This is a genomic window from Halopiger djelfimassiliensis, assembly GCF_000455365.1.
Taxonomy (GTDB): Archaea; Halobacteriota; Halobacteria; order Halobacteriales; family Natrialbaceae; genus Halopiger_B; species Halopiger_B djelfimassiliensis.
Map to the genome: position 1 here is coordinate 24876 of NZ_HG315688.1, position 26942 is coordinate 51817.

28 protein-coding genes and 1 pseudogene are annotated in these 26942 nt (G+C 64.1%); 9 read left to right on the forward strand and 20 right to left on the reverse strand.

What is annotated here, in order from left to right; all coding sequences use genetic code 11:
• The first annotated feature begins 83 nt into the window (after nt 1-83).
• Together TX80_RS17480 and TX80_RS20040 are read left to right on the forward strand one after the other, a co-directional pair.
• Nucleotides 84-545, forward strand: coding sequence for a YbhB/YbcL family Raf kinase inhibitor-like protein (locus tag TX80_RS17480; protein ID WP_049924592.1), 462 nt, complete (start codon nt 84-86; stop codon nt 543-545).
• 354 nt (nt 546-899) lie between these two features.
• Nucleotides 900-974 (forward strand): annotated as a pseudogene (locus TX80_RS20040) (helix-turn-helix domain-containing protein); the annotation flags it as partial.
• A gap of 75 nt (nt 975-1049) precedes the next feature.
• Here the strand turns inward: TX80_RS20040 and nucS are convergent.
• Nucleotides 1050-1778 carry an endonuclease NucS gene (gene nucS, locus TX80_RS17490; RefSeq protein ID WP_049924594.1) on the reverse strand — a complete coding sequence of 243 codons (729 nt, stop codon included), beginning with the start codon at nt 1776-1778 and terminating at the stop codon, nt 1050-1052.
• Between the two features lie 126 nt (nt 1779-1904).
• Between nucS and TX80_RS17495 the strand changes: the two genes are divergently transcribed.
• Nucleotides 1905-2516: a hypothetical protein gene (locus tag TX80_RS17495; protein ID WP_049924595.1), complete on the forward strand. Its 612-nt coding sequence runs from the start codon at nt 1905-1907 to the stop codon at nt 2514-2516.
• Here TX80_RS17495 and TX80_RS17500 read toward each other — a convergent pair whose 3' ends face one another.
• The gene (locus TX80_RS17500; RefSeq protein ID WP_049924596.1) at nt 2517-3002 is read right to left on the reverse strand and encodes a hypothetical protein; all 486 of its coding nucleotides are present in this window, start codon (nt 3000-3002) and stop codon (nt 2517-2519) included.
• 337 nt (nt 3003-3339) lie between these two features.
• Between TX80_RS17500 and TX80_RS17505 the strand changes: the two genes are divergently transcribed.
• Both TX80_RS17505 and TX80_RS17510 read left to right on the forward strand, forming a co-directional pair.
• On the forward strand, nt 3340-5274 hold the full coding sequence (locus TX80_RS17505) for a beta-CASP ribonuclease aCPSF1 (RefSeq protein WP_049924777.1): 1935 nt from the start codon (nt 3340-3342) through the stop codon (nt 5272-5274).
• A gap of 224 nt (nt 5275-5498) precedes the next feature.
• Nucleotides 5499-6464, forward strand: a complete 966-nt coding sequence (locus TX80_RS17510; RefSeq protein WP_049924597.1) for an EamA family transporter — start codon at nt 5499-5501, stop codon at nt 6462-6464.
• A gap of 53 nt (nt 6465-6517) precedes the next feature.
• On the opposite strand, the gene TX80_RS17515 is transcribed toward TX80_RS17510, so the two are convergent.
• The 12 genes from TX80_RS17515 to TX80_RS17560 form a co-directional block, all read right to left on the reverse strand.
• Nucleotides 6518-7321: an ABC transporter permease gene (locus TX80_RS17515; RefSeq protein ID WP_049924598.1), complete on the reverse strand. Its 804-nt coding sequence runs from the start codon at nt 7319-7321 to the stop codon at nt 6518-6520.
• A complete protein-coding gene (locus tag TX80_RS17520) occupies nt 7314-8237 on the reverse strand; it encodes an ABC transporter permease (RefSeq protein ID WP_049924599.1) in 924 nt (307 codons plus the stop codon). Before TX80_RS17520 ends, TX80_RS17515 begins: the two co-directional genes overlap by 8 nt.
• Before the next feature lie 2 nt (nt 8238-8239).
• Nucleotides 8240-9379 (reverse strand): ABC transporter ATP-binding protein, encoded by a 1140-nt coding sequence (locus TX80_RS17525; protein WP_049924600.1) that lies wholly within the window; start codon nt 9377-9379, stop codon nt 8240-8242.
• 3 nt (nt 9380-9382) lie between these two features.
• Entirely contained in the window at nt 9383-10540 is a 1158-nt protein-coding gene (locus TX80_RS17530) for an ABC transporter substrate-binding protein (RefSeq protein ID WP_049924601.1), read from the reverse strand.
• Between the two features lie 293 nt (nt 10541-10833).
• Nucleotides 10834-11496 carry a 5,6-dimethylbenzimidazole synthase gene (gene bluB / locus TX80_RS17535; RefSeq protein ID WP_049924602.1) on the reverse strand — a complete coding sequence of 221 codons (663 nt, stop codon included), beginning with the start codon at nt 11494-11496 and terminating at the stop codon, nt 10834-10836.
• 74 nt (nt 11497-11570) lie between these two features.
• Complete coding sequence (locus TX80_RS17540) at nt 11571-12383, reverse strand: endonuclease III domain-containing protein (RefSeq protein ID WP_049924603.1); 813 nt, start codon at nt 12381-12383, stop codon at nt 11571-11573.
• A 133-nt stretch (nt 12384-12516) separates the two neighbouring features.
• Entirely contained in the window at nt 12517-12684 is a 168-nt protein-coding gene (locus TX80_RS19565; RefSeq protein WP_195893109.1) for a hypothetical protein, read from the reverse strand.
• A 147-nt stretch (nt 12685-12831) separates the two neighbouring features.
• On the reverse strand, nt 12832-13245 hold the full coding sequence (locus TX80_RS17545) for a DUF371 domain-containing protein (protein WP_049924604.1): 414 nt from the start codon (nt 13243-13245) through the stop codon (nt 12832-12834).
• 58 nt (nt 13246-13303) lie between these two features.
• Nucleotides 13304-13678 carry a hypothetical protein gene (locus TX80_RS17550; RefSeq protein ID WP_049924605.1) on the reverse strand — a complete coding sequence of 125 codons (375 nt, stop codon included), beginning with the start codon at nt 13676-13678 and terminating at the stop codon, nt 13304-13306.
• A gap of 58 nt (nt 13679-13736) precedes the next feature.
• Nucleotides 13737-15080 carry an alkaline phosphatase family protein gene (locus TX80_RS17555; RefSeq protein WP_049924606.1) on the reverse strand — a complete coding sequence of 448 codons (1344 nt, stop codon included), beginning with the start codon at nt 15078-15080 and terminating at the stop codon, nt 13737-13739.
• Nucleotides 15081-15200: 120 nt separating this feature from the next.
• A complete protein-coding gene (locus TX80_RS20045) occupies nt 15201-15335 on the reverse strand; it encodes a hypothetical protein (protein WP_268258157.1) in 135 nt (44 codons plus the stop codon).
• 131 nt (nt 15336-15466) lie between these two features.
• Complete coding sequence (locus tag TX80_RS17560) at nt 15467-16000, reverse strand: inorganic diphosphatase (protein ID WP_049924607.1); 534 nt, start codon at nt 15998-16000, stop codon at nt 15467-15469.
• 196 nt (nt 16001-16196) lie between these two features.
• Between TX80_RS17560 and TX80_RS17565 the strand changes: the two genes are divergently transcribed.
• On the forward strand, nt 16197-16556 hold the full coding sequence (locus TX80_RS17565) for a PadR family transcriptional regulator (RefSeq protein ID WP_049924608.1): 360 nt from the start codon (nt 16197-16199) through the stop codon (nt 16554-16556).
• Here the strand turns inward: TX80_RS17565 and TX80_RS17570 are convergent.
• Nucleotides 16537-17154: a DUF7108 family protein gene (locus TX80_RS17570; RefSeq protein WP_049924609.1), complete on the reverse strand. Its 618-nt coding sequence runs from the start codon at nt 17152-17154 to the stop codon at nt 16537-16539. The genes TX80_RS17565 and TX80_RS17570 overlap by 20 nt on opposite strands.
• A gap of 49 nt (nt 17155-17203) precedes the next feature.
• Nucleotides 17204-17797 (reverse strand): ribonuclease HI, encoded by a 594-nt coding sequence (gene rnhA / locus TX80_RS17575; RefSeq protein WP_049924610.1) that lies wholly within the window; start codon nt 17795-17797, stop codon nt 17204-17206.
• A gap of 162 nt (nt 17798-17959) precedes the next feature.
• On the opposite strand from rnhA, the gene TX80_RS17580 reads away from it, so the two are divergent.
• Nucleotides 17960-18922 (forward strand): transcription initiation factor IIB, encoded by a 963-nt coding sequence (locus TX80_RS17580; protein ID WP_006108914.1) that lies wholly within the window; start codon nt 17960-17962, stop codon nt 18920-18922.
• Nucleotides 18923-19000: 78 nt separating this feature from the next.
• On the opposite strand, the gene TX80_RS17585 is transcribed toward TX80_RS17580, so the two are convergent.
• The 4 genes from TX80_RS17585 to TX80_RS17600 form a co-directional block, all read right to left on the reverse strand.
• Nucleotides 19001-20260 (reverse strand): hypothetical protein, encoded by a 1260-nt coding sequence (locus TX80_RS17585; RefSeq protein WP_049924611.1) that lies wholly within the window; start codon nt 20258-20260, stop codon nt 19001-19003.
• Between the two features lie 82 nt (nt 20261-20342).
• The gene (locus TX80_RS17590; RefSeq protein WP_049924612.1) at nt 20343-20867 is read right to left on the reverse strand and encodes a hypothetical protein; all 525 of its coding nucleotides are present in this window, start codon (nt 20865-20867) and stop codon (nt 20343-20345) included.
• 100 nt (nt 20868-20967) lie between these two features.
• Nucleotides 20968-21393, reverse strand: coding sequence for a universal stress protein (locus TX80_RS17595; protein WP_049924613.1), 426 nt, complete (start codon nt 21391-21393; stop codon nt 20968-20970).
• 61 nt (nt 21394-21454) lie between these two features.
• Nucleotides 21455-22234, reverse strand: a complete 780-nt coding sequence (locus tag TX80_RS17600) for a sulfite exporter TauE/SafE family protein (RefSeq protein WP_049924614.1) — start codon at nt 22232-22234, stop codon at nt 21455-21457.
• A gap of 230 nt (nt 22235-22464) precedes the next feature.
• Between TX80_RS17600 and gyrB the strand changes: the two genes are divergently transcribed.
• Nucleotides 22465-24399, forward strand: coding sequence for a DNA topoisomerase (ATP-hydrolyzing) subunit B (gene gyrB / locus TX80_RS17605; protein ID WP_049924615.1), 1935 nt, complete (start codon nt 22465-22467; stop codon nt 24397-24399).
• A gap of 1 nt (nt 24400) precedes the next feature.
• Entirely contained in the window at nt 24401-26890 is a 2490-nt protein-coding gene (gene gyrA, locus TX80_RS17610) for a DNA gyrase subunit A (RefSeq protein ID WP_049924616.1), read from the forward strand.
• Nucleotides 26891-26942: the final 52 nt, after the last annotated feature.

The following is a 26942-nucleotide window of genomic DNA, read 5'->3' on the forward strand; positions in this document are numbered from 1 at the left end:
CCCACTGTAAGGTTTTTTGCATGGACGTGGAACGACCGCGTGCAGCGACTGCGAGCCAGAGCCGCCACGAGAGGTGATCCGACATGGCCGACCTTACGCTTACGAGCCCAGCCTTCGACGACGGTGAACGGATTCCCGACCAGTACGGCTACGAGGCCGACGACGTCAACCCGCCCCTCGAGATCGACGGCGTCCCGGACGACGCCGAGTCGCTGGCGCTGATCGTCGACGATCCGGACGCGAAAGCGCCCGCGGGGAAGGTGTGGGACCACTGGATCGTCTGGAACGTACCCACCGACGAGACGACGATTCCCGAGAACTGGTCCCCGGAGAGCATCGGCGCTGCCGAGGGAACGAACGACTACGGCGACACCGGCTACGGCGGCCCGAACCCGCCGGACAGGGAACACACGTACCGCTTTACGCTCTTCGCGCTCGACACCACGCTCGAGCTCGGTGCCGACGCCGACGCGGACGCCCTCCGGGACGCGATGGACGGCCACGTCGTCTCGCAGGACCGACTCGAGGGAACGTACCCGGCATAGCGCCGACGGCCCGGGGACACCGCCGGCTCCGGGACTCTTACGGATTCCCGTCCTCAGGGAGAGAGACGATGCACGACCGCCCAGCCGACACGCTCGTCGTCGGTCCGTCGGCGGTGCTCGAGTCCGTCGCTCCGGCTCTCCGTGACCACCCGACGATCCGCGTTCGGACTGTACGGACCGCAGACGACGCACTCGGGGTGATCGAAAGCGAGGGGCAGAGAATCGACTGCGTGGTGAGCGCCCTCGAACTGCCCGCGGGGGACGGCCTCTCGTTGGTGTACGACGTTCGGGAGCTACGCCAAGACGTTCCCTGTTCCTGTACGCCGGGGCCGGCAGCGAGGAGACCGCGAGCAAATCGGGGCGGAGGTCGCCGAGACGCTCGACATCGCCCCGGCGACGTTCTCCCAGCACATCCGCAGCGCCGAGCGGGAACTCGTCGAGACCGTCTTCGAGAGCGAACACGAAGCGAACGTGACCTCGACGAACGGACCACGGGGTCGTGACCTAGCCGGTCGGCTCGAGCGAGACGAACTCGAGGCCGTGCTCGACGAGCAGCCGGTTCGCCCGGTCGGTCACCGACGGGGCGACGAGGATCCCGCGAACCGAAGCGTCGGCGTGGAGGTCGCGCTCGAGCGCGTCGACGTAGCGGCGCAGTTGGCTCACCGCGTCCGGACCCACGCGGCGGCGCTTGAGTTCGACGATGACCGAACGGCCCGCCGCGTCCTCCCCGTAGATGTCGACGGCTCCGGCCGGCGTGTTCCGCTCGGTCGCGAGCGGCGTGAACCCGGATTCGAGAAGCGCCGGGTCGTCCAGAATCCGCCGACGAAGGTCCGCTTCGGTCCCCGAAACCGAGAGTTCGGTTTCGTCGGTTCCCGAGAACGACGAGACCTGCAAGACCTCCCGGAAGCGAACGCGAAGCCGCTCGTCGGGGTTCGAACGCTTGCTCGCGATGACCAGCCCGTCGTCGTCCCGAACGACGTCGTGGTCACAGCCGGGGGGCTGCCAGTTGACCGGCTGTTGCCCCTCGTCGGTGTGGACAAGCGTCGTGCCGTCGGGTTTGAGCATCACGTGGCGATCCCCCGGGCCGAGGCTGCTCGAGGCGCGGCCGTCGTAGTCGACGGTACACCGGCCGAAGATCGTCACGAGGGCATCCCGTTCGATGCCGTCGGCGATCGCATCGCGGGCGGCCGCAAGCGCCGGCCGGTGGAGCGTGTTCGTCCGCAAGCCGTCCATTGGTTCCGTCACTGACATCGGATACCGGCGGCGCGACCAAAAGTGACTCGACGGACAGGACCGGGGGACAGTTCGCTACTGAATGCGAACGTTTATTTCGATTCGTGCCTGCACTCGAGAGGAACGATGACAGACCTCCCTTCACGCCGGAACTTTCTCGCGCTTACAAGCGCCGGAACGACGGCGGCGCTTGCCGGCTGTTCGCAATTCGACTCGCTGACCCAATCGGACGAAGCCGACGGTGAATCGGCCGACGCGGTCACGGTTGCAGTTTCCCCGGACGAATCGGAGTTACAGAGTCTCAGCGAGGAGATCCAGTCGAAGATGGAGAGCGGCGACCTCGACCAACTGGAAGCGAGAGAGAAGTATCAAAAGCAACAACGCGAGTTGACGGAAGCAGCCGCGTCGGATTTCGAGGAAACGGCGGCTAACGAGGACCTCACGATCGAGGAATCCAAAACCCAGTACGGGCTGTTCCGCGTCACCGGCTCCGACGAGGTCATCATGGACGCGCTTCGGAACGGCGATCTGGTGGGGATCTATCCCAGCGATCAGTACGAGGCCTTCCTCCAGCAACAGCGGCAGCGAGAACAACAACAGCAACAACAACGGGCGCTGCTCGAGCAACAACAACAGCAGGAGTCCCAAGACGACGGCGATGAAACGGCTGATTCGAACGACTCTGAGGGAGCCGATGAGTCGAACGATTCGGACGCCGGGAACGAAACCGCCGAGTAGTCAGTCCCGGACGGCAAACGGGCTCTCCCGTTCGGTCCACGGCCAGCCCGGGAGCCGTTCCTGAAAGCCGGCCGCAAGCGCCGCCTCGAGATCGTCGACGCCCGCGGCTTCGTGCTCGTCGCCGTGGGTTTGCAGATCCGCGTAGTGAAAGGTCGCCTCGCCGAGCGTCCGCAGCGGCTGGGTGCCGGCGATCGCCGCGGCCAGTTCCCGGCCGAGGAGTTCGTCGACGACGAACCCCGGATAGTCGTCGTCGACGTCGAGATCCCGGAGGATCGCGACCATCGCGGCGACGTTGACCGCGAGGTCGCCGTCGGCGAAGACGGCGTCGACCTCGGCGAGATACTGGGCGTCGGTAACGTGGTCGACGTCGGCGTCGAAGACCGCGCCGAGATCGTCACGGACGTCGTTGATGAGCGGAACGACGGTGTCGGCACGGTCTGCGACCCAGTTTCGCTCGGCGACGACCCGTTCCGGTGTCAGGTTCATACGCCCGGTACGCGACGGACGGCCCTGTCTTTTGCGAAGGCTTTTATACTACGCAAAGAATAGCGTCGGGTAAGCGGGTTCTCCCTGGAATCTTCCCGCACGAACCAGGATAACCGACCTGGGAGCGTGTTCGTCACGGCACGGTGTCACAGAGGATGATCCGAGACACGAGACGTGCTGCACCGGTCTACGTGGGACGTGTCTCGCGATGGCTCCGCCGGATCGATCGACGATCGGCGACCGTTGTGACGGCATCAGTACACCGGATCCCGACTCCGACGCCGGCCGGCACGTTCGCTCCCCGGCGGCGAGTTCACGCAAGCCACATTCGGCGATTATGAGCACTGTAGAGCAGCAACTCGACGATTTGAAAGCAGAGATCACGAGCGAGTTACCGAGCGATATCTCGGTCTCCTCGGTGAAATACGAAGGCCCCGAGCTTGTGGTCTACACACGCGACCCGAAGAAGTTCGCCCGCCAGGGCGATCTCATCCGCCAGCTCGCGAGCAAGCTACGCAAGCGGATCACCGTCCGCCCCGACCCGAGCGTTCTCTCGCGACCGGAGGAGGCGCGCGAGGAGATCATGAACGTCATCCCGGAAGAGGCGGGTGTCACCGACCTCGACTTCCACGCCGACACCGGCGAGGTCGTCATCGAGGCCGAGAAACCGGGCATGGTGATCGGCCGCCACGGGTCGACGCTGCGCGACATCACCAAAAACGTCGGCTGGACCCCCGAGGTCGTCCGGACGCCGCCGATCGAGTCCTCGACGGTCTCGAACGTCCGCAGTTTCCTCAAGCAGGAACGCGACGAGCGCCGCGACATCCTCGAGAAGGTCGGTCGCCAGATCCACCGCGAGGAGATGTCCGACGACGAGTACGTCCGCATCTCGACGCTGGGCTGTTGTCGCGAAGTCGGCCGCGCGTCCTTTATCCTCTCGACGCCCGAAACGCGGGTCCTCATCGACTGCGGGGACAAGCCGGGTGCCGAAGGCGAAGTGCCGTACCTCCACGCGCCCGAAGCGTTCGGGGCCGGCCCGGAGACGATCGACGCGGTCGTGCTCACCCACGCCCACCTCGACCACTCCGCGTTCATCCCGCTCCTCTTTAAGTACGGTTACGACGGCCCGATCTACTGTACCGAGCCCACGCGGGACCTGATGGGACTGCTGACGCTCGACTATCTGGACGTCGCGGCCAAGGAAGGACGCTCCCCGCCGTACGAGAGCGAACAGGTCCGCGAGGCGATCAAGCACACCATTCCGCTCGAGTACGGCGACGTGACCGACATCGCGCCGGACGTCAAACTCACCTTCCACAACGCCGGGCACATCCTCGGGTCGGCCGTCTCGCACTTCCACATCGGCGACGGCCTCTACAACGTCGCCTTCTCCGGCGACATCCACTACGAGGACACCCGCCTGTTCAACGGCGCGGTCAACGACTTCCCCCGCGTCGAGACCTTGGTCCTCGAGTCGACCTACGGCGGTCGCAACGACTACCAGACCGATCAGGAGGACTCCGAGGAGAAACTCAAGAAAGTCATCAAGGAGACCTACGAGGAGGGCGGCAAGGTCCTCATTCCGGCGTTCGCGGTCGGTCGCTCCCAGGAGATCATGCTCGTCTTGGAGGAGGCGATGCGCGAGGGCGAGATCCCGTCGATGCCGGTCCACCTGGACGGGATGATCTGGGAGGCGACCGCGATCCATACGACCTATCCCGAGTACCTCCGGGACGACCTCCGGGATCGGATCTTCCACGAGGACGAGAACCCGTTCCTCGCCGAGGAGTTCAACCACATCGACGGCGGCGAGGAGGAACGCCAGGACGTCGCCGACGGCGAACCCTGTATCATCCTCTCGACCTCGGGGATGGTCACTGGCGGCCCGATCATGTCCTGGCTCTCCCACATCGGTCCCGACCCGGACTCGACGATGGTCTTCGTCGGGTACCAGGCACAAGGGACTCTCGGTCGGCGCATCCAGAACGGCTGGGACGAGATCCCGACTAACGAGGTCGGTGCCATGGGCGGCGGTAACGGCCGTGGCACCCTCTCGCTGAACGTCGACGTCGAAACCGTCGACGGCTTCTCCGGCCACGCCGATCGGGCCGGCCTCGAGAACTTCGTCCGGACGATGAACCCCCGTCCCGAGAAAGTCCTCTGTGTCCACGGCGACGAACGCTCCACACAGGACCTCTCGTCGGCGCTGTACCACGAGTTCGACATGCGCACATTCGCGCCGAAGAACCTCGAGACCTACCGCTTCCTGTGACTCGCTCTCGGGTCGTCCGCGAGCGATTCGCCGCCGCTCCCTGACTCGAGCGCTCGAGTCCGCAAGCGTCGACCGACCGTCAGGAGCCGCCGGGTTCGACCGATTTTTCCGATTCGAGTGTTACCCTCGGCAGGGATGGCGTATTACGGATACCGACCGCTTCTCGTGGCTGGCGATCGCACCCGTTGTCGAACCGTTTCCCGCAGCACCGTGGTGATCGATCCGTGATTCCGGCGTGGTTCGTCTACGCGTTCCTGACCGCGACGGTGTACGCAGCCATCGCGTTGCTCTCGAAGGTCGTCAGCGGGACCGATATCGACGATCCGATCGCGCTCACCGTTGCCACCTGTGTGCCGTTTTACGCCGTCTACGTCGTCGTCGGAGCCGTCCTCGAGTGGCCGTCGATCACCGGCGACGGGAGGGGGATCGCGGCCGTCGTACTGTCGATGCCGGTACTCGCAGCGATGGCCTTCGGGGTCGTCTCGACGATCGCCTACGGCGTCTACTACTGGGGGCTCGTGAACGGCGACGTCTCGCGGTTCGTCCCGGCGCTTGCAATCGAGACCATCTTCGTGCTGGGACTCGGCTTTCTGGTCCTCGGGGAGACGTTTCCGACGGGCGTCTACGGCGGCGTCGGACTGGTCGTCGTCGGCGCGCTGGCGATCTCCTACGAACGCGACACCGGGACGTTCCTCGAGCGCCTCGGACTCCCAACCGTTGCGGTCGCGTCCGCGGCCGCCAGCGCGTTCGCAGTGCTCAACACCGGGATGAAGGCGCTGACGGGAGCGTTCGGGACGATCGAACTGCTCTTCTGGATCAGTCTCGGCGGCCTGTTGTCGGTCGTTGCCGTCGCCCCGCTGCGTGCCGGGTCGCGGTTTCGAGGGGCCGAGCACGGGACGGATTCGCGCGGGCCACGGGTTACGAACGGGACACGGCTGTTGCTCGTCGGCGGGCTGCTGAACGCAGTCGCGCTCTGGACGTTCCTCAAGGCCCTCGAACATGGCCCCGTCTCGCTGGCGACGGCGATCACCAAACTCGACGTATTGCTGGTTTTCGTCGGCGCGTTCTCGCTGTCGAAGTTCGCGCCGACGCTGTTGAACGAGCGGTTCGATCCGTTCACGCTGGCCCAGAAGGGGTCGGCCTCGGTCGTTATTCTCGTCGGCTGTGCCCTGATTCAGTTCAGCTACTGAGCGGCGCGTCGATCCGTGGCAGCGTAAAAGCGGCTCCCGCGGTCGGGACCCGTTCAGGACAGTTGCTTCGAGACCCACTGCAGGTTCGTCGCGAGCGCCGCAAGCAGGATCGCTCCGAGCGAGATCAGGATGAGAAACGTCGAGACGACGCTGACCATCGGATCGAGCGACTGGCGCAACTGGTTCCAGGCGACCACCGGAATCGTCTCGGTCGCGTGGCTCGAGAGGAACAGCGCCATCACGAACTCCTGCAGGCTGATGATGAACGCCAGCAACGCGCCGACGAAGATGCCGTGTTTCACGTTGGGCAAGACGACGTACGCGAACGACCGGACCGGACCGGCCCCGAGGTCGCGTGCGGCGTCGAGTTGTTGCCAGTCGAACTGGCTGAACACCGAACGCATGACGAAGTACACGAGCGGCGTCGCCCACAGCGTGTGTGCGAGGATGATACTCGTATAGCTGCTTTGCAGTCCGACCTCGTTGAAGTAGACAAGCAGCGTGAGCCCGAGGATCACCGGCGGAATGAGCATCGGCAAGAGGACCAGCGGCACGAGGAGTCGGCCGACCGATCCGTCGTCGAGTTCCTGTCCGAACGCCGCCGTTACGCCGAGGATCGTCGCCAGAACCGTCGTCCCGAGGCCGACGATGAGGCTGTTGTCGAACGCCATGAGCCACGTATCGTCAGCGAAGAACTCCTGATACCACACCAGCGAGTAGCTCTCGGGGGGGAACGAAAGCTGCCCCGACGCCGAAAACGAGGTCGCGACGACGACGAGCAGCGGCAACAGCATGAACGCAAGGACCGCCGCGTAACTGGCCCGAAAGAGCGCGTTCTCGAGGCGCTCTCTATGCATAGTCGAACTCACCTCCGAAGTAATCGAGGAGGACGACGAGAACGGCGACGCTTGCGAGCATCAGGCCGATCATCAGGACCGAAAGCGCGGTCGCGGTCGGCCAGTTAAAGCCCGTCAGCATCTTTCTTTCGACTTCGATCGCGAACGTGAGGTCACTGCCGCCGCCGAGCAGCGCCGGTGCGGCGTAGGCCCCGACGCTCCAGGCAAACGAGATCACCGTGGCGACGATGATCCCCGGCATCGCCTGTGGAACGACGACCTCGAAGAACGACCGCGGTCGACTCGCGCCGAGGTCGCGGGCGGCTTCGACGAGTTGCCAGTCCATCGACGCCATGACGCTGTAGATCGCCAACACGGCATAGGGGAGGACGATGTACACCTGTCCGACGATGACCCCCGCCGTACCGGGGACGATCTGTGCCGGCTCCGAGAGGAGGTTGAGGCCGACCAGCAGATCGTTGAGCGTCCCGTTTGGCGCAAGCAACGGCATGAACGCGTAGGTCTTGATCACGAGGGTCGTCAAAAGCGGCAACACGACCGAGAACAACAGCAGTGACTGGAGGAGACCGCCGGCCCGCCAGATCGCGTACGCGTACACCAGCCCGACCGTGACGGCGATCGCCGTCGCGGCAAAGCCCATCAGGAACGAGTAGGCGACGATCTCCTTGAGCACGCCGGAGGACAGGACAGTCGCGTACGCATCGAGCGACCACGTCCCCTCGCGGAACGCTCCCGCCGTCGCCCCCTCCGCGAAACTGATCCGCAGCAGGATCAGAAACGGCGCGACGAAGATCAACAACTCGAAGGCCAACAGCGGAAGCATGAGCAACAGCGCCCGCTTCGACCGCGAGCGCTCCATGAGTGGCTGCCAGACCCGATCGAGCGTGCCGGACAGCGGCGTCGCTGTTCCGGACATGGTTACCGCCCGACCCTCGAGCCGTCTTCGCGGAACGCGAGCACGTCGCCGCCGTCCCAGGTGATGCGGATGTCGTCGCCGGCCTCGAACGCGCCGGAGTCCGCGACGGTCCGCTCGACGAACATCGACGTGTCGCTGACTGCGACGGAGTAGCGAACCGTCGAGCCCCGATAGATGACGTTCTCGATCGTTCCGACGACCGAGTTGGTCGTACTCCCGTCGGCCATCGCCGGTTGCTTTTGCGGGTCGTCGCTGGCTCCGTTCACCGAGTCGATCGACAACGCTTCCGGGCGCAACGACAGCGTGACCGAGTCGCCGGCCGAGAGCGACGATCGATCGCCGGTCGTCGGCACCACGACCGTCCGGTCGAGTTCGGTCGCGATGTGAACCGTCTCGGTCGTCGTCTTCGTGACCTCACCCGTGACGAAGTTCGTATCCCCGAGGAATCCCTCGATAAACAGGTTCTTCGGGTTCTCGTAGACCTCGTGTGGATCGCCGATCTGGACGAGTCGTCCTTCGTCCATGATCCCGATCCGATCGGCGAGGGTGAACGCCTCGTCCTGATCGTGTGTGACGTGGACGAACGTCTCGTCGAACTCCTCGTGGATCTCCCGGAGTTCGATCTGCATGTCCTCGCTGAGCCGTTTATCGAGGTTCGATAGCGGCTCGTCGAGCAACAACACGTCGGGGTTGACCGCAAGGGAACGCGCGAGCGCGACGCGTTGTTTCTGGCCGCCGCTGAGGTTCGTCGGGTTCTGGTCGGCGTACTCGCCCATCTCGACGCGCTCGAGCATCGTCCGGGCCCGTTCGCGGCGCTCGGATTTCGAAACGCCGCGCATCTTCAGCCCGAACGCGACGTTTTCGAGCACCGACATGTGCGGAAACAGCGCCCAGTCCTGAAAGACGGTCGACGTGTTGCGTTCGTAGGCCGGGCGATCGGTGACGTCCTCCTCGCCGATGCGAATCTCGCCGTCGGTCGGCGTCTCGAGGCCGGCGATCATCCGCAGGGTCGTGGACTTCCCGCTCCCGCTCGGCCCCAGCAGACACAGGAGTTCGCCGTCTTCGATCGTGACCGAGACCTCTTCGACGGCGAGCGTGTCGCCGTACCGTTTCTCGAGGCCGTCAAGCGTGATTTTCGACATGAATTAGGCGTCCGTCTGAATGTCCGTGTACGTCTGGTTGAGTTCCTCGTAGTACTCCATGAGGTACCCCCAGTCGGGGAAGGCGATGTTCTCCGCCTCCTCGCTGTTGGTCGGCAACTCCTCGCCGAGATCGTCCGCGTAGGACATGTTCTCGTTGGTAAACAGCGTAGGCATGTGTTCGGACCACTCGGTCTGGACCTCGGCGTCCATGAGGAAGTTGAGGAAGTCCTCGGCCTGTGCTCGCTTGTCGGTGCCGTCGACGACACACCAGTGGTTCAGGTAGCCGGTGTTGTGTTCGGGCGTCGTGTGTGCCAGCCCGTCGTAGTCGTCGATGTCGAACTCCGTCTGTTCGAAGTACCACTGCGCGACGTCGATGACGTCGTTCTGGAAGTCCTGCCAGATGTCCTCGCCGGAGCTGGCCCAGCCGGAGACGTTCCAGTTCCGGAACGTCTCGAAGACGTCGTCGTGGAGCTCCGACTCGTAGAGTTCGCCGGCGAACTCGCGGTCGTCCATGCCGATCGCGGCGGCGTGGACCGGGAACCACCAGAAGCCGGTGTCGACGCCGATGCCCGAACTGTTCCGGACGGCGTCGGAATCGAAATCGGCCCAGGAGTCCGGCTCGATGTCCATGTCCTCCCGGTAGACGATGGTACACGGTGCGCCGTCGACCGGCATCCCGTACTCCGTGGTCCGAAACTCGGTGTAGTAGTCGATGACCGCCTCGAGGTTGGGGACGTTCTCCTCGCGGATCGGCAGGAAGAGCTCTTCCTGTCGACCGATGTGGTAGAACTGTCCTTCGGTGACGGTCACGTCGTAGGGCGGCTCGTCGTCCGGTGCCTGCCGGATGTCGGCGAGGATCTCGTTCCAGCCGCGGTGAAGGCGGATGGATTTCCCCGTCTTCTCCTCGTACATCGGAACGACCGATTCCTCGAACCGGTCGGCGTAGTTCCCGCTCCAGACACAGACGTCGAGCGTCTCGCCCTCCGTGGCGGTGTCGCTGCCGAAGATCTTGGCACAGCCGGCCACCGTCGCCATCGATCCGGCCGCTGTCGCGGACAGTACGTCACGGCGCGAGAGAGAACCAGACGTCGCGTCAGTTGAAGACTCGTACTTCGACTCGCATCCGCTGGTCTCTGCAACCCGTTCTGGGTCTGCAGCCATTGGTACGCCGGGTATACTTTGATCCCCGCATAAAACCGTTGTGGACTCCGAATATCGCAGTCCGACCGCGAAAACCCGCCACCTCGACAGCATCGCGGCTCGTTTCAGTCGGTACGGACTGGAGACAATTCGTTCACAGCGGGAGGCTACACTTCCAGCGGGTTCTCCTCCGGTCAGCGACGGGTTCGATTCCGGAGCTACCGCCACTTTGCTTTCGCAGTCACACCGGCGAATCGTGGCGGTCACGCGGCGGTCGCCGGCTCCGAACCCGATCGAAACCGCTCTACAGCGGGTCAGGACCGGTCCCGGTCGGATTCCCAGCGTTCGTCGTGGACGAGCCGCTCGAGGTCCAGCCGCTCGCGCCACCCCTCCTGCTGGAGGACCGGTTCCTCGGGAAACCCGCCCTCGGGATAGCCCAGACAGAGGTACGCGATCGGTTTGATATGCGGTGGAATCCCCAGCACTTCCTGCAGTTCGTACGGATAGAGGACGCTCACCCAGCCGACGCCGACGCCCTCCGCGCGGGCGGCAAGCCAGAGGTTCTGGACCGCCAGACACGTCGAGTAGACGTCCGTCCGCTTCATCGAACTCCGGCCGAGGACGTGTGGGGCGTCCCGCGTCGGATCGCAGGTCACGCAGACGTTGACCGGCGACTCGCGGATCCCCTCGAGTTTCAACGCGGCGAACTCGGATCGCGTCGGTTCCGCATAGCCCTCGCGGGCGGCCGCGATCGCACGGTCGGCGATCTCGGCGACCTCGGCTTTCGTCTCCTCGTCCCGCACAACGACGAAATCCCACGGCTGCGAGAAGCCGACGCTCGGGGCGTGGTGGGCGGCCCGAACGATCCGCTCGAGAACGTCCTCGGGGATCGGGTCGTCCCGAAACCGCCGGATGTCACGGCGGGCGTAAATAGCCTCGTAGACCGCACTGCGTTCCTCCTCCGTGAATGAAACCATCAGTTCACGAATGAAAAGACGGGTGGATAAATGCGGTGGTCGACGGCCGCAAGCGTCGACCCATCGGGTCGCCGTCAGTCGCTGGCGTCGGCCGGATCGACGACCTCACCGGGTTCGGGGAAGACACCGACCTGCTCACACCGATCGCCGAGCGGACAGGCGTCGGGATCCTCGAGACACGCCGGCTTTCTCGCGGTGCAGTACTCGCGGCCGAACTGGATCGTCGCCGTGTGGCCGAAGCCGCACTTCTCGGCGGGGACGTCGCGCTCGAGCACGGCGCGAACGCCCTCGTGGTCGGCGTCCGGCGGTGCGATCCCCATGCGGCGGTAGATCCGGTGGACGTGCGTGTCGACGGGAAAGACGCCCTCGCGCCCGCCCGCAAAGAGCAGGACGCAGTCGGCGGTCTTCGGCCCGACGCCCCGGACCGAAAGCAGGGTCTCGCGGACCGTCGACGGCTCCTCGCCTTTGACGAAGGCGTCGAACTCGGCGGCGGAACCGAACTCCTCGCGGACCCATTCGGCGGCCTCGATCAGTATCTCGGACTTCTGGTTGTACAACCCCGCGGAACTGATCGTCTCTGCGAGTTCCGATCGCTCCGCGTCGGCGATGGCGTCGGCGAGGTCGCCCGCCGCGTCGTCGTAGCGCTCGAGCAGCGCGTCGTGAGCCGGCTGGCTCGCCTTGTCGCTCGTGTTCTGACTCAAGATGGTGCGGACGAGACAGGTGAAGGCGTCCCGACCGCCGTAGGTCTTCTGCCAGTACAGTTCGCCCAGTCGGTCGACGACCGCTTCCGCGCGGGTATCCGCGGTCGCGGGATCGAACGCGGCGGCGCTGCCGCCACCCTCGGTCCCGCCGCTGATGTTGACGGCGGGTTCGGGATCGTCGCACATATCCGTTCTAACACCTCCGTTCTCGGCGGTAATTTTCGTGTCGGTTTCAGGATCGTCGAACGCGATACCGGTACCCGAAGATCGATGAAAGACACTCGAGAAACCCGCGAGTCCCCTGCGCCGTGTGACGGCGTTACCACTCGGTCTTGCAGCTGAAATCCTCGCCGCAGGACGAACAGGTCGCCGATTTGGCGAACCCCTCCGCGAGTGAGCCGACCCGCTCGCTCGTTCTGGTGACTGTCATATCGATGTCGACGGACGTCCGTTCGGAACAGTGTGGACAGACCACGCGTTGTGACATACCTCTCGATATCTCCTTCTCGTTCACTTACGTTTTCGGGCCAATACGTCCGTTTGACGGAGATTCCGACGGACGAAACGATGGCGGCTACTCGAGTATCGATAGCGAAACCGACGCTCGAGTGGTCGAGACGGTCGTAACCCGAACTCACTCGACGGCGATCGTCACCGTCACGTCGGCACCGCCGGCCAGCGCGGCGACGAGGTCGCGATCGAACCCCTCGGCCGCGAACTCGGCTCGCGTCAGGATCGTGCGGTCGTCCACGTAATCGCTCGTTCGGCCGACCGCACTGCGTTCGTTCGTAAACTCGAGGGCCGGATCGCCCGTCCCTTCGACGGTTTGCTCGTGGCCGTCGGCCTCGACGGTGACCGTGATCGTCGCGTCGGCGTCCCGGCAGGCGTCGACGAACTCGGGGGCGAAATCCGCCGGTGCGCGGTCGGCCTCGATAGCGAGGATACAGTCGCCCGCCGGCGTCAGATAGTCGTCGGTAGTGACTTCGAACGTGCTCGCGTGTTCGGCGGTGACGTGCTCGTGGCCGCGAGCGTGGATGACTTCTTCCATGGTCGGCGGTACGTTCCCGGTCGGAAAACGGGTTCGAACCGCGCTCGAGTCGACGGGATCAGGCCCGGGAGCCGGACCGGTAGCCCGCGCGGAACTCGCGGACGCCGGCACCGAGGAGGGGACCGAGGACGACGAGGGTCAGGATCGGAACGATTCCGAGTCCGACCGCCTCGTTGAGACTGCCGAAGGCGAGACCGGCAACGGTTGCGATCGTGGCTCCGCCGACCGCGAAGGCGGCCAGCCCCAACGGGAGCGGCGATTCGCGGCGTCGAGAGCGGAGATACTGTGGCATGCCGACGCCGACGGCGAGATAGATCGCGAGCCCGGCCGGCGTCATCCCGAGGACGGCCGGGCTACCGGTGACGACGCTGACGACACCGGCGAGGACGAACGACAGGCAGAGACTTCCGCCGAGGACGATGGAGTCGTTCATACGACCAACTAGTTCCGGTACTAACAAATACGTTCGGGAGCCCTCGGGCAGCGATGGGTCAGATCAGGCTCGCGCCGTCGAACTCGCCGCGGCTGTACTCGACGTCCATCAACTCGAGGATCGTCGGCGCGATGTCGAAGAGGTCGGCGTCGCCGATCGAGGCGTCGGGATCGTCGATGAAGAGGGCGGTGTCGTCGAAACTGTGCATGCCGTTGCGCGGCCCGGTGTCGAACACCTCGGAGTCGGCCTTGAAACCGGATTTGAGATCGAACCCGTCGTTGGGAATCGCGACCAGATCCGGCGCGATGTCGTCGTGGTCGCCCCGGAACGCCGCCTCCTTCTCGACGACGCGGTCGACGACCGGACGACCGTCCGGTCCCTCGAGCGCCTCGAGTTCGGCTTTGAGTTCGTCACGGACGGCGTCGTACTCGTCTTCGGGAACCGAACCGCGCGGCTCGCGGCCCTCGAGATTGATGTAGAAGCGGCCGGGAATAAAGGAGTAGGCCGTGGTGTCGTCGGCGATGTCGCCGAGTTCTTCGGGATCGTCGGTCCGGAAGGAGAGCCATCCGTTATCCCGAAGCCACTCGTTGAAATGAACCTCGTAGTCGAGGCTGGTAAAGCCGTGATCCGAGGCGACGATCAGGGTGGCGTCCTCGGGCAGGGACTCACGAAGGCGACCGATGTAGTCGTCGACTTTCCGGTAGAACTCGAGGAACTCCTCTTTGTACTCGCCGTCGCGTTCGTAATCCTTGAAGAGGAAGTGATTGACCCGATCTGTCGTCATGAAGACGCCGAAGAACAGATCCCAGTCGTCCTCCTCGATGTAGTGTTGGAACGCTTCAAAGCGGGCATCGATGGTCGCGTGGGCGTCCTCGATGAATTCGGATTTGTCCTCCTGATGGCCGAGTTTCGGATTGACGTCGATCCTGTAGTCGAGCGAGTCGAGGTAGTCGCGGACGTCGTCGGGGAACGCGGCCTTGTCTAGCCCGGGGGAGAGAAAGCCCGAGACCATTCGCTGGACGTTTCGCTGCGGTGGAAACGTGACGGGGACGTTCATGACGGTCGCCCGCCGGCCGTCCTCCTGAACGCGGTCCCAGACCCGATCGGCCTGGACCTCCCGACCCATCGGAACGTAGGTGTCGTAGGTACCGACTTCCCGGTCCTGAAACCCGTACACGCCAGTCTCACCGGGGTTTACTCCGGTCGTCAGCGAGGGCCAGCAGGCGCTTGATTCGGGGGGAACGATACTCGAGATCTCGCTTGCCGTCCCCTCGTCGGCGAGCGCGGCGAGGTTCGGGAACAGTTCGTCGTTTTCCGACAGGAGACTATACGGCACGCCGTCGATCCCGATAAAAGCGACCCGGGGATCGCCGTCGCCCCGTAACCGATCGAACAGACCCATAGGCGGACGTAGTTCGACCGTATACAAGAAGGTTCGTTTCGGGACAGTGTTTTGCAAACGGTTCCGTCCCGTCAACGCAGCGGCTGGGCCGAACGCCGGCCGTGGGTCCGACGCTCGGAATTACTCGTCGCGGTCGCTCGAGTCGTCCCGGTCGAAGTTGGTCGGGACGACCGTCGGGTGGGCCACGCCGAGCCCGGATTCTGACGGCTCGTCGGCCGATGGCGACTCGCGTGGGGACGGATTGGGTGCTGCCATGACGGACGAACGTACGGTTCCCCATCGGATAAGATTACCCATGCTCATAATTCATGAAGGGCTGCCGGCGGATAACTCGTGTGAATCCGAAAAACGACCGGTCGATCCGCAAACCCCGGGACGGCGAGTCGTTACTCGAACTCGGCTTCGTAGAGCTCCTGAGCGTGTTCGATCGCGTCGTAGGCGGCCTGTCTGTCCTCCCAGCCGAGCGTTTCGACTTCCTTGCCTTCCTCCAGATTCTTGTAGGTCGCGAAGAACTCGTCGATCTCGTCTCGAGTCTGCTCGGGGATGTCCTCGAGGTCCTCGATGTGATCGTAACGCGGGTCTTCCGTGGGGACGGCGATGACCTTGTCGTCCTGTTCGCCGTCGTCGTCCATCTTCATCAGCGCGACGGGACGGGCTTCGACGACACAGCCGGGGAACGTCTGGTCCTCGACGAGGACGAGCACGTCGAAGGGGTCCTCGTCGTCGTAGTACGACTGCGGGATAAAGCCGTAGTCGCTGGGGTAGTGGACGTTCGAGTGAAGCACTCGATCGAGGACGACGCCGGGCACGTCCTTGTCGTACTCGTACTTGTTCCGTTCTCCCTTGAGACACTCGACGACGGCGTAGATCTCTTCCGGCGGGTTCGGTCCAGTTTCGAGGTCTTCCCAAAGGTTGACCATATACTGAAATCTCCATCGTCGATCAAAAAGTACTTTCGTAATCGAGTTTCAACAACTATGTGACGGCTGCCAGACAGCCGACAGACGCGACCTGGACCGCACCGTCCGGGTATCCACCGACGGTTAGCTCCGTCTAACCGGCGCTACGATCGAATAGTTAGCAAGTCTTAAATAGTCTGGTGACATTTGCATAGGTATGTCAGAGGCACGATCAATCACCGGCGAACAGAGCATCGCTCGCGAACTCACGGCGTTCCAGAACAACATCCTCGTCATCCTCGCCAAGGAGCCAATGTACGGCCTGGCGATCAAACGCGAACTCGAGGATTACTACGGAACCGAAGTCAACCACGGCCGTCTCTACCCCAACCTCGACGAACTCGTCGAGCTCGGCCTGGTCGAGAAAAGCGAACTCGACAAGCGAACCAACCAGTACTCGCTGACCGACGACGGCTACGAGGCCGTTCTCGACGGCATCCGCTGGACTCTCTCGAAGGTCGTCACGGGCGACGACCGCGCCGACGAGATCCGAGAGATCATCGACGAGAGCTACTGAACTGGAATTCGGGCACCGGTTCACCGGCCGTCTCGTAAACGAGGCGGATCGACTCGTCGATCGCGTCTCGTTGCTTTTCGGACGGCCACGCGTTTCGAACGAAGTACTCCGTGCGAAACTCCGCCAGCTCCGCCGCCGTGAGCGATTCGATCGGTTTCGCGTAGTGGTTGCCGACGAAATCCGCAAGCGCCGCCGCGTTCTCTCCGTGGACGTCGCCGTGTTGGGCTCTGACCGCGGCGACGAGGTCGCGGTTGTGGTCGTCGACCGCCTCCCAGTTGTCCGGATCGCCGGTTCCCTCGAGTGGAATCTCGATCGCGCGCGAGATATTCTCGATGCGTTCGGTCCTGATGACGCCGTCTTCGTGCCACTCCTCGGGATGGAGGACGAGAACGTCGTCGCCCCCGTCGTCGCGGACGCGCGCGGTGAAATCGTGTTCGGCAAGCAGCCGATCGCGCCGCCGTTCGTGAGCGGCGGCCTCGTTTTCGTCCGTCGCGGTTCGCTCGAGTCGAGTAAGCCGTTCGGCCTCGTCGACGACATCGGCCGGGAGTTCCGCGACGTCGTCGCCGTTCGGTTCGGTGCCGTCGTTCGGATCGCTCATGCGAACTCGTTCGGACTCGAGGGCTTTGCCGCTTGCTGATCCGGGTAACCTACCCCTGATCCAGCGCTTCGTTGACGAGTTCGTCCGCGCGCTCGTTGACATCCCGGGGGACGTGCTCGAGCGTCCACTCGTCGAACGCGGACAGCAGTTCGTGGACGGTCACGCGCTTCTCGCGGAGCGTCGGGTTGTTGGTGTCGTACTCCCCGCGGACCTGCTTGACGATGAGTTCGGAGTCGCCCCGGACGTGGACCTCGTCGTAGGCGTAGTCGCGGGCGGCCTCGAGTCCCGCGATCAGCGCCTCGTACTCGGCCTGATTGTTCGTCGCCGTCCCGATCGTTTCGCCGTCCTCGGCGACGATGCCGTCGCCGGTGACGATCACCCAGCCGATCGCGGCCGGGCCGGGGTTCCCGCGCGAGCCGCCGTCGAAATAGACGTGGGCGCGGCCGCCGCCCTCGCGGAGCAGAGCCTCGAGCTCGCGCGGGTCCGAGCCCTGAATGACGACCTTATCGTCGTAGGCAACCGCAGTCGCGCCGCCCCGACTCGCCCGCCAGCGCTCGTGATCCGTGTTTCCGGATTCGACGGTGACGCCCGCCTCCTCGAGACGGTCACGCGCTGTGTCGACGTCGCATTCGATAACCGGCATTCGGGACTGTCATCGGCCGGTTCCGGATAAAGTCTTTCCGGTTTCAAATCGTAAACTTCCCCTCTGAAGTCCTATATCCGCTGAAATCGGTTGATTCCCATCAACAGCCGAAAACGCTTCCCAAGGGTTTATGTATGATGGTGATACTACTATAAAAGTGCGATGACACGGTCCACCCGCCAGCGGGAGCGAACGCGTGAGACGGACGAGACCGAGGATCAGGAGGGGGTACGTGCCTGCCCTGAATGTGAATCGGACAATCTCGTAAAAGACTCCGATCGGGGTGAGCTCATCTGTGAAGACTGTGGGCTCGTCGTCGAGGAGGAAAAGATCGACCCCGGCCCGGAGTGGCGGGCGTTCAACCACCAGGAACGACAGGAAAAGTCCCGCGTCGGTGCGCCGACGACCCAGACGATGCACGACAAGGGGCTGACGACGACGATCGACTGGAAGGACAAGGACGCCTACGGCCGCTCTATCTCCTCGAAAAAGCGCAGTCAGATGCACCGACTGCGCAAGTGGCAGGAACGCATTCGAACCAAAGACGCCGGCGAACGCAACCTGCAGTTCGCACTCAGCGAGATCGACCGGATGGCATCCGCCCTCGGCGTTCCGCGATCGGTCCGTGAGGTCGCGTCGGTCATCTATCGACGCGCCCTCAAGGAAGACCTCATCCGCGGTCGATCGATCGAAGGCGTCGCGACCTCGGCACTGTATGCCGCCTGTCGAAAGGAAGGAATCCCGCGCAGTCTCGAAGAAATCTCGGAAGTCTCCCGCGTCGAACGGAAAGAGATCGGTCGTACGTATCGATACATCTCGCAGGAACTCGGCCTCGAGATGCGTCCCGTCGACCCGAAAAAATACGTCCCGCGCTTTTGTTCCGAACTCGAACTGTCCGAAGAGGTCCAGACCAAGGCCAACGAGATCATCGAGAAGACGGCCGAGGAAGGACTTCTCTCGGGCAAGTCGCCGACCGGTTACGCCGCCGCCGCGATCTACGCCGCCTCGCTGTTGTGCAACGAGAAGAAAACCCAGCGTGAAGTCGCAGACGTCGCGCAGGTAACCGAAGTCACGATCCGAAACCGGTATCAGGAACAGATCGAAGCGATGGGCATCCACGGCTAACTTCGTCCGCTCACCCGACCTTTTTGTTGTGCGTCGACCCGACAGTACAGCGTCCCGTCTCACGCTCGAGGCGACGCGCTATGCCTCCTGTCTCGTCCGGCGTTCGACCAGCGTCGATAGCACCCCTGCGATCGCTTCGTTGGTCTCCGGACTGTAGTGGCCACCCTCGCCGCGTTCGACATACAGTGACTCCACGCCGTCGTCGGGCTCGAGGTGACGCGCCATATCGACCGTCTCGAGGGCCTCGTACCGCCGATCGAGGCGATCGAGTAGATCGCCATAGATGGGGCCGTGTTCGGCCTCGTATTTCGCGTACCGGAGCTGTTGGACCATCACGAACACGGGAACGAACTCCTGTTCGTCCGCGTACTCGACGAACTCCTCGATGAGTGCATCGAACAGGGCCTCGTGGGTATCGAACAGCCGTTCGTGATACCGCACCCGTGGCCGTTCCAGCCGCAGGGCCGAGCGGGTCTGTGCCCGATCGAAGTCGATGCCGGGAACGGGCCGTTCGAGACGGCGTTCGAGTTCCTTTCCACCCGTGTACAGAGCGTACCGGAGCTTCTCCGCATCGTCGAGGAAGGCCGGCGTGTACGGAAACGTGGCGTAGTGGGGCTTGAACCAGTGCTCGTAGTGGAAATCGTACTCGCGAAGGAAGTCGGCCTTGGACTCGAGATCGAGCAGGTCCGCCTTCTCGTCGACGGGGTTCTCGACGTGTGTAAGGTCGCCGTCCTCGAGGACGAACCGGGGTTTGACGGCGAGAATGTTGCCGAACTCCTGATAGTGTTTCCAGACCGAGAGGATGCGCGCGATCGAGGAGGCGGTGACGACCATGAAGACGTAGTCCGTGGGATCGTCCGGGTACTTGCGTTTGAGTCGCAACAGGGCCTGATCCAGCCCGTAGTTGCCGCCGCCGTAGTTCCCGACGTGGGTATCCAGTTCCCGTGCGAGGTAGTTCTGGAACGTTTCGTCGTTGTCGACTTCCCGGCAGAAGCAGTAGGAGTCACCGTACGTCGAGACCGTCAGCTCCGCGTCCGTGTCGCGCTGTCGCGCGGGACAGATCCGGCTTGCGTACTCGTCCGTCGAGTACGTCACGACGCTCCGGACTTCTTCACCGGGAAGATGATCGCCGGTGTCTTTCTGTTTCTCCCGGTTCGGCTGGGGACACCAGCCCAGTTCCGAGTCGAAGCTGCTGAACTTCTCGAGCAACTCGCGGTCGATCTCCGGGAACTCCTCGGTTGCGACCGACGGGATTCGCTTGAGCGCGGCGGACGAGACGACTTCGAGAACGATCGCCGTGGCGATAAGCACGAACGCGAGCGCGGCGAGCGGGAGCATTCGGGGAGTGGTACCATTACACGCAGTAAGTCGGTTGTGCCGGCAACTGCTGCATTCGCGTCGGGAAACCGTTACCGCGGGGTCACTGCCCGCGACGGTCGTACACCGCCGTCGAGCGAGCCTCGGCCGCTCGGCGTCGCTTGCGGACGGTGACGGCGCTGTAGCTCCCGATGGCGAACGCGAGGAGCCCGACGACGCCGATCCACGCGCCGGAGTCGGCGGTAGCCGCTCCACCCGGTTCGGGACCGACCAGAGCCGGTGACGCGACGAGCCACAGGCCCACGAGTGCGGCAAACGCCGCGGCACCGGCGCTACCGAACGCCTCGTTCGACCGACGGACGTAGTTGTACGCGCCGGTAGCACACAACACCACGCCGGCGAGGAGGGCGTTCCAGAACTGACTCGCAGGGAAATCGAACGCGACCGCCAGTCCGATCGTCACCGCTCCGAGAACGACGAGGGCTGTCGCGAGCCGGGTACCGCGTTCGTCCGGGTTCGGTCGGTGTTCGATGGCATCCCGGTTCGTTACGGTCCCATCGCGGCGGCCACGCTCGTCGTGGCTCGCGTCCGGGTCGTGCTCGCTTGCCTCCCAGAGCGGTCTGGTCATCGCCCGTCGTCGTCTCCGTTATCCGTCGGAAAGAGGATGAGGCACGAACGTGCAGGGTCGTCCTGTGGTCTCGACCGACCCGTCGGCGGTCGGAACCGCGCTACCGAACGACCGTGACCGGCACCGGCGAGTGTCTGACGACGACTTCGGCGACGCTTCCGAGCAGGATTCGCCTGACCCCGGAGCGGCCGTGGCTTCCCATGACGACGTGGTCGATCGGGTTCGTTGTCGCCTCCTCGACGATTTCCCGTGCGGGCGGACCGATCCTCGTTCGCGTCTCGATCGCGATGTCCCGTTCATCGGCGATCGACTCGGCCGCCGACACCCGGTCGTCGGCCCGCTCGAGCATCGCCTGCAGTTCCGAGTCCGTCGCGTCCTCGTTTGCGTTCGGAACGAACGGCACCGACGAGGCGTCGACGACGGTCACAACGACGAACTCGCCGTCGGGAAACAACTCGACGGCGTACTCGAGCGCCTCGCGGGCGGGACCCGAGTCGTCGAACGGAACGAGGATCCGCGCTGGCATACCGTCGAGTCTGACCCCGGGCGGTGTCGGCGTTTTGCCTGCAACGGCGGCCTCGGGGCGGTCACAGCGCGAGGTACGGCCCGACGCCGAGGAGCACGACACCCAGCGCGGCCTTCAACCGCTGGGGGTCGATAGCGTGTGCGACCCGCCAGCCGACGACCACGCCGAGCAACAACGGGGTGCCGATAACGACCGCAAGCGCGAGGTCGACGTTGCCCTGTACGGCATACCCCGTGGTCGCGAACGCGGCGATGAAGATCGACTGGACCTGCGCGGCAGCGACGGCGAGCAACATCGGCACGCCGACGATCACGAGCGCAGGCACGGCGAGCACCGGGCCGCCGATGCCCAAAAGCCCGCTGAAGATTCCCAGCGTCAGGCCGAGCGCGCCGAGGGCGAGCTGTCCGCGTCGCCGTAAGGGATCGAGTTCGTAGACGGGGGTAAAGCCCCGTCGCTCGCGATAGAGGATGATCCCACCCACGGCCATCGCGACGCCGCCGAGCAAGAGCCCAAACAGCGACCGCGGCACGTAGCGATTGAGCTGTGCGCCGGCCAGCGCACCGACGATACTCGAGGCGCTGAGGACGACCGCGATCGCGCGACTCTCGCCCGTGTTCATCTCACCCGAGTGGAGGTAGGCCACGCTACCGACGAGCCCGGTGACGACGAACGTCGCATGAGCCGTGCCGGCGACCTGACTCGAGGCAAGCGGCGTCAACGAGTAGAGCGCGATCGTAACGAAGATACCGCCGGGACCGATCGTCGTGATCCCGATGCCGGAGAAGAACGCGATCGAGATCAGTACCAACGTGAGTGCAAGATCGAAGGGCAACTCGAGCATGTGGGGACGTTATCCAGTCGATCGGGCCGGGGGCTGTGACTCTTCTGGTTCCGACCGGCGGGAGCATGGCGTCGCCCCGATCCGGCGGTTCGCCGGAGCGCCTGCAGGTGTGGGAAACCGGTGACGGCCCTCGAGCGAACCGGACGCCGTCGCTGATAGCGGTTTCGACGCGCTCGCGCGCGTACGTGAGTTTTATTAGGTACGGCGCACTACCCGGAATCAGGTTTTACATGTCCCAGGAAAGCGAGTACGGAGCCGGACAGATCCAGGTCTTGGAAGGCCTGGAAGCCGTGCGAAAGCGGCCGGCGATGTACATCGGCTCTACCGATTCTCGAGGACTCCACCATCTGGTCTACGAGGTGGTGGACAACTCGATCGACGAGGCACTGGCTGGCTACTGCGACGACATCACCGTTACCATCCACGACGATGGCTCGGTACGCGTCGCGGACGACGGCCGTGGAATCCCCGTCGATACACACGACGAGTACGACCGCCCTGCACTCGAGGTCATTCTGACGGTCCTCCACGCCGGCGGCAAGTTCGACAACAAGTCCTACCAGGTTTCCGGTGGGCTTCACGGCGTCGGCGTGAGCGTGGTCAACGCCCTCTCCGAGCGCCTCGAGGCCGAGGTCAGACGCGACGGCAGCGTCTTCCGCCACGCGTTCGAGGGCGGCGAACCCGTCGGCGACATGGAACGGGTTCGTGAGATGGAGGCCGACGAGGAGACCGGGACGGAGATCCGGTTTTGGCCCGACGTCGACATCTTCGAGGCGAGCGAGTTCTCCTTCTCGACGCTGTCGAACCGGCTTCGCGAACTCGCCTTCCTCAACTCGGGCGTTCGGATCACGCTGCGTGACGAACGCGAGGAGGCGGGTGAAGAAGACGGCATCGTCGAAGAAACCTACGAGTACGACGGTGGTATCCGCGAGTTCGTCGAGTATCTCAACGAGACGCGCTCGGCGATGCACGACGACGTCATCTACTTCGAGGACGAGGAGCAAGACATTCAGGTCGAAGTCGCAATGCAGGCCACCGAGGAACTGCAGGGTTCGATCCACGCCTTCGCGAACAACATCAACACCCGCGAGGGCGGTACCCACCTCACCGGGTTCAAGACCGCCCTGACACGGACGGTCAACGACTACGCGAACGAGAACGACCTCCTGAACGATCTCGACGAGAACCTCAAAGGCGAGGACATCCGCGAGGGGCTGACCGCGGTCATCTCGGTCAAACACCCCGATCCGCAGTTCGAGGGGCAGACGAAGACGAAACTCGGGAACAGCGAGGTCCGGGGCATCGTCGAAAGCGCCATGCACGAGGGGCTGGGAACCTACTTCGAGGAACACCCCGACACCGCGGAAGCGATCGTCGCCAAGGCCGTCGAAGCTGCGAAGGCTCGCAAGGCCGCACAGAAAGCCGAGGAGTTGACCCGGCGGAAAAACGCGCTGGAATCGACGGCTCTCCCCGGCAAACTGGCCGATTGTCAGACCCGCGATCCGAGCGAGGCCGAACTGTTCGTCGTGGAGGGCGACTCCGCAGGCGGTAGCGCAAAGCAGGCCCGCAACCGCGAGTTCCAGGCAATTTTGCCGCTGTTCGGCAAGGTGTTGAACGTCGAGAAACACCGGCTCGATCGCGTGCTCGAAAACGACAAGATCCGTCACTTCATCACCGCCATCGGGACCGGCATCGGCGACGAGTTCGACATCGAGGAGGCCCGGTACCAGAAGATCATCATCATGACGGACGCCGACGTCGACGGCGCGCACATCCGGACGCTCTATCTGACGCTGCTGTACCGGTACATGAAGCCGCTGTTGGAGGCGGGCTACGTCTACGCGGCCCAGCCGCCGCTGTATCGCATCCGCCACCGCGGCGAGACCTACGACGCGATGACCGAGACGGAACGCGAACGGATCATCGAGGAACAGTGCGACGGCAACCCCTCGCAGGTCCAGCGGTTCAAGGGACTGGGCGAGATGAACCCGGAACAGCTCTGGGAGACGACGATGAACCCCGAAAACCGCATCCTGAAACAGATCACGGTCGAGGACGCGGCCGCAGCCGACAAGATGTTCTCGGTCCTGATGGGTGACGCCGTCGAGCCGCGAAAGGAGTTCATCAAAGAACACGCAACCGAAGCCGATTGGGTCGATATCTGATATGAGTACGGAGACACCGGACCTCCCCGACGAGGTCGCAGAGCGAGTACGGAACGTCCGCGTCGAGGACGAGATGGAGCAGAGTTACATCGACTACGCGATGTCGGTCATCGCGGGTCGTGCGCTGCCGGACGTCCGCGACGGACTGAAACCCGTCCACCGGCGCATCCTCTATGCGATGCACCGGTCGGGCGTCACGAGCGGCTCGAGCCACCGGAAATCGTCGAACATCGTCGGCGACACGATGGGCGACTTTCACCCCCACGGCGACAAATCCATCTACGATGCGCTGGCCCGGATGGCCCAGGGCTTCTCGATGCGGTACCCGCTCGTCGACGGCCAGGGGAACTTCGGCAGCGTCGACGGCGATCCGCCGGCCGCCATGCGATACACCGAGGCCCGCATGGCACCCATCGCCGAAGAACTGCTCGAGGACATCGACAAGGATACCGTCGACTTCTCCTCGAACTACGACGACCGTCTGCAGGAGCCGGACGTGCTCCCGGCGGCGTTCCCGAACTTGCTGGTCAACGGCTCCTCGGGGATCGCGGTCGGCATGTCGACGAACATCCCGCCACACAATCTGGGCGAGGTCGTCGACGCGACGATCGAACTCATCGACAACCCCGACGCGACCGTCGAGGACCTGATGGAGCACGTCAAGGGTCCGGACTTCCCGACGGGCGCGAACATCGTCGGCCGGGACGCCATCTACTCCGCCTACAAAACCGGCCGCGGGCGCATCCGCGTCCGCGCCGAGTTCGAAGTTCAGGAGTGGAAGAACAACCGTGAACGGATCATCATCACCGAACTTCCCTTCCAGGCCAACAAGGCCCGGATGGTCGAGCGCATCGCTGACGACGTCAACGAGGGGAAGATCGAGGGGATCTCGGATCTGCGAGACGAGTCCGACCGCGACGGCATCCGCATCGTCATCGAACTCAAACGCGGGGCCAACAGCGAGGTCGTCAAAAACCAGTTGCTCGAGAACCACCTCGAGAAGACCTTCGGCATCATCAACCTCTCGCTGGTCGACGGCCAGCCGAAAGTGCTCTCGCTCAAAGAAACGCTCGAGGAGTACGTCTCCCATCGCCGCGAAGTCGTGCGACGACGCAGCGAGTACGACCTTGCGGAAGCCGAGGATCGCGCCCATATCCTCGAAGGACGGCTCAAGGCCGTCGAGAACGCCGAAGACGTGGTCGATCTGATCCGCAACAGCGAGACCCGATCGGACGCAAAGGATGCCCTCCGGGAGACCTACGACTTCTCGGCCGATCAGGCCGAGCACATCGTCCGGATGCAGCTGGGCAGTCTCACCTCCATGGAGGCTGCCGAGATCAAATCCGAGTACGAGGACGTTCAGGCCGAAATCGAACGCCTGACGACGATCCTCGAGAGCGAACAGGAACTGCTCGAGGTCATCAAGGAGGAACTCCGCGAGATCAAAGCCGAGTACGCCGACGACCGTCGGACCTCGATCGTCGAGGACGAGGGGACAGTCACCCACGAGGACCTCATCCCCGAGGAGGAGGTCGTCGTCGTCATGACCGAGGACGACTACGTAAAGCGGATGCCAATCGAGCAGTTCGACCCCCAGGGTCGCGGCGGCAAGGGGATCATCGGCGCGGACGTCAAAGACGAGGACCGCGTCGCGACGGTCTTCCGGGCGAACACCCACGACTACCTGCTATGCTTTACCAATCAGGGACAGGTCTACCAGCTCAAAACCTACGAGATCCCCGAGATGGGACGGACCGCCCGCGGCAAGTCGGCGGTCAACATCCTCGACCTCGACGGCGGCGAGGACATCACGGCTATCGTCGACACCGACGCCCTCGGCGACGACGAGTACGTGACGATGGTGACCCGGAACGGCTACGTCAAGCGAACCGCCGGCGACGAGTTCGACAACATCCGCTCGACGGGGATCATCGCCGCCGACCTCGAGTCGGGCGACGAACTCGTCGACGTCGAGGTTACCGACGGAACGCAGGACCTCGTCATCGCCACCGAGGACGGCATGACGATCCGCTTCGACGAAGGCGACGTTCGGGCGATGGGTCGGAACGCCCGCGGCGTCAACGGGATCAAACTCGAGGGTGACGATGCCGTCGCCGGTCTCGTCGCGACGGACGAGGGCGACGAGCAGGCGTTATTGACGGTCACCCGGAACGGGTACGGCAAGCGGACGCCGCTGTCGGAGTATCGCACCCAGTCGCGGTACGGCAAGGGACTGATCGACATCAAGACGGACGGACGGAACGGGCCCGTCACGGCCGTCAAAGCGGTCTCCGAGGACGATCAGCTCGTATTGATGAGCGAACGCGGACAGATCATGCGCACGCACGTCGACGATATCTCGACCGTCGGCCGCAATACGATGGGCGTGATCGTGATGGAAGTCGACGACGGCGACGCAGTCGCGAGCGTCGACGACGTTCCCGCGGCCACGACGGCGACCGAAGACGACGCGACGGCCGCCGAGGACTGAACGGTTCCGATCCGACAAGTACCGGGCCACTCGAGGCGTGGCGCTTGCGGCG